At 77.0% G+C, this 2,752-nt stretch carries 3 protein-coding genes; all 3 read left to right on the forward strand.

Annotated elements, in window-relative coordinates; translation table 11 throughout:
- The first annotated feature begins 92 nt into the window (after positions 1-92).
- From cruF to RM540_RS16160, 3 genes are read left to right on the forward strand one after another with little or no spacing between them, the layout of a single operon-like run.
- Complete coding sequence (gene cruF, locus RM540_RS16150; RefSeq protein WP_311666035.1) at positions 93-962, forward strand: bisanhydrobacterioruberin hydratase CruF; 870 nt, start codon at positions 93-95, stop codon at positions 960-962.
- Positions 959-1,960 (forward strand): phytoene/squalene synthase family protein, encoded by a 1,002-nt coding sequence (locus RM540_RS16155; RefSeq protein ID WP_311666037.1) that lies wholly within the window; start codon positions 959-961, stop codon positions 1,958-1,960. The genes cruF and RM540_RS16155 overlap by 4 nt, the downstream gene beginning before the upstream one ends.
- Positions 1,957-2,715, forward strand: a complete 759-nt coding sequence (locus RM540_RS16160) for a 1-acyl-sn-glycerol-3-phosphate acyltransferase (RefSeq protein WP_311666039.1) — start codon at positions 1,957-1,959, stop codon at positions 2,713-2,715. Before RM540_RS16155 ends, RM540_RS16160 begins: the two co-directional genes overlap by 4 nt.
- Positions 2,716-2,752: the final 37 nt, after the last annotated feature.

Raw genomic sequence — 2,752 nt, forward strand, 5'->3', positions numbered from 1 at the left:
CTGCTCTACCTGCTCTACCTGCTCTACCTGCGCCCGAACCCAGGCGCGGGTTGCTCGTTCGCCCTGGCCCCGTCCCCTGGCGCCGCTCCCGCATGACCTCCCACCGCGTCTTCCTTATCGCCCTGGCCCTGTTCGCGGGGTCGGTGGTGTTCAGCCTCGCCGGGGCTACGCTCCTCAACTTTTTCCCCGGCCCGGCCGCGTCGGCGCTCGGCGTGATCGCGGACGTGACGGGGCTCACCCTCCAGGACCTCATCAAGATCCCGACCTGGGTGAACATGGCGATGCTGCCCGTGCTCGCCTTCGCCCTGTACCTGCCCGAGCTGGGCTGGGGGCGGTCGCTCGCGTTCCTGGCCGTCGGGTGCGTGGTGGGCGCCGCGGCCGAACTGATCGGCACGCAGACGGGCTTCCCGTTCGGGCCGTACAGCTACGGCGACTTTCTGGGCGCCAAGATCGCCGGACACGTGCCGTGGCTGATCCCGCCGTCGTGGTACGCCATCTCGATCGTGTCGCTCGACCTCGGCCGGCGGCTCGGGTTGGGACGGGCGGGGCGGGTCGGGGCCGTGGCTCTGTTCATGGTGCTGTGGGACGTGGCGCTGGACCCAGCCATGAACCACGCGTTCCCGTTCTGGAAGTACGACGTGGGCGGCGTGTTCTTCGGGATGCCGCTCGTGAACTGGGCGGGGTGGGCGCTCACGTCGGCGGTCATCGCCGTCGGGTACGAGGCGCTGGGCGGGCTGCGGGCCGCGCCCGGGCCGTTCGAGGCCGTGTGGGCGCCGCGGTTCTACGCCGTTAACTCGCTGTTCTCGGTCGGCGTGTGCTTCGCGTACAAGGCGCCGGCCGCCGGGCTGGCCGGGCTGGTCGGGCTGGCCATCGCGCTGGGCGTCCTGTGGCTGCGCCGCGACGCCGCCCCGCCCGTGTCGGGTCCGGCCGGGTCCCGCGCGGCGCGGCCCGCCGTCGCGTGACGCCCCCGGCCTCCGCCCCGCCCGCGCCGGCCGCCCCGTTCCGCGAGCCGCCCGCGCCGCCGCCGCCCGGTGCGGGGCGGGCCGCCGAGGACCGCTACCTGCGCCGGGCGTTCCGCCACCACAGCCGGACGTTCTCGCTGGCCACGCGCCTGCTCCCGCGCGCCGAGCGCGTGCCGGTCGCCGTGCTCTACCTCTACTGCCGGACGGTCGACACGCTGGCCGACGAGCGGGCGCTCGCGATCGGGGCGGGGCGGGCCTTGGAGGAGGTCGACGGCCTGGAGCGGGCGCTCCGCGCGACGCTCGACGGCCGCCCGCCGGGCGGACCGCACGCGCTCCTCTGGCGGCGGCTCGCCGAGGTCCACGCGGCGTACGGGCTCCGGGCGCGCCCGCTCCGCCAGCTCCTCGACGGCGCCCGGTGGGACATCGAGGGCCGGGCCGTCCGCACGCGGGCCGACCTGCTGGCGTACTCGGACCTCGTGGCGGGGAGCGTGGGGGCGGCCATGCTCCCGTTCCTGGCGCGGAGCCCCGCCGACCTCGGCCGGCTCGACGCGCCGGCGCGGGCGCTGGGGAACGCCATGCAGATCACGAACATCCTCCGCGACGTGGGCGAGGACTGGCGCGAGCTGGGGCGGACGTACCTCCCGCAGGACGACCTCGACGCGCGCGGGCTCGACCTGGGCGCCGTGGTCACGGCCGCCGCCCCGCCCCGCCCGTACGTGGCGCTCATCGAGTCGCTGATGGCCGAGGCCGAGGCGCTCTACGACCGCGGCCTCGCCGAAGTCGACGGCCTCCGCCCCGCCGCGCAGGCCGGCATCCGGGGGGCGGGGCGGATGTACCGCGAGATCCTCAACGGCGTGCGCCAGAACGGCCACGACAACCTGGGCCGGCGGGCCGTCGTCCCGCTCCGCCGCAAGCTCCGGCTGGCCGTCCACGACGACTACGCGCGCCGCCGCGCCCGGCTCGCGGCGCGGGCGGCCCCAACACGGGCGGGGCGGTGACGGAGCCGGTCTACCGCGGCGAGACGCTGGCCCAGGGGCTGGCCCGCCGCTACGCCGAGCGGACGATGCTCGCGGACCTCCGCGGCGGCCTCCGCCGCGCGGTCTGGGTGGGCGCCTCCCCGCCCGCGTCGGGTCCGCCCGTAGACCCGGCGCCGGGGCGGCCGCTCGTGGTCTACGCCAACCACCACGTCTACCCCGACAGTTTCCTCCTGTGGTTCCTGCTGACGCGCGTGCTCGGCCGCCCGATGGTGGTGTGGATGGAGGCGTGGGAGCGGGCGCCCCTGTTCGGCCCGGTCGGCGCCCTCCCCTTCCCCGCCGACGACGGCCGCGCGCGGGCGCGGACGATGCGCGAGACGGTCCGCCGCATGGAGCGCGACCCGCGGACGGCGCTCTACGTCTACCCCGAGGGCTCGATGGGCGTCCCCGAGGCCGGCCTCCGCCCCTTCAAGGCCGACCTCCCGCGCCTGGCCCGCGTGCTCCCGGACGACGCCGCGTGGTGGCCCGTCGGTCTCTCGACGTCGTGGTGGGGCGAGAGCCGGCCGACGGCGCTCCTCGCGGGCGGGGCGGCCCACGACACCCCCGACGGCGGCGAGCGCGGCCGGCTCCAGGCCGTCCTCGACCGGCTCCACGATGCCCGGCCCGACGACGTGGGGGCGGGGCGGGCGCACGTGATCCTGGACGGCGCGCGCGGCGCGGACGAACGGTGGGACCTCTCGCGCGTGGCGCCGCTGTTCCGCCGGCTCACGTTCGGGTGAGCGGGCAGCGGGCAGCGGGCAGCGGGCAGCGGGCAGC

Origin of the sequence: Rubrivirga litoralis (assembly GCF_031846415.1) — a bacterium.
Lineage (GTDB): Bacteria > Bacteroidota > Rhodothermia > Rhodothermales > Rubricoccaceae > Rubrivirga > Rubrivirga litoralis.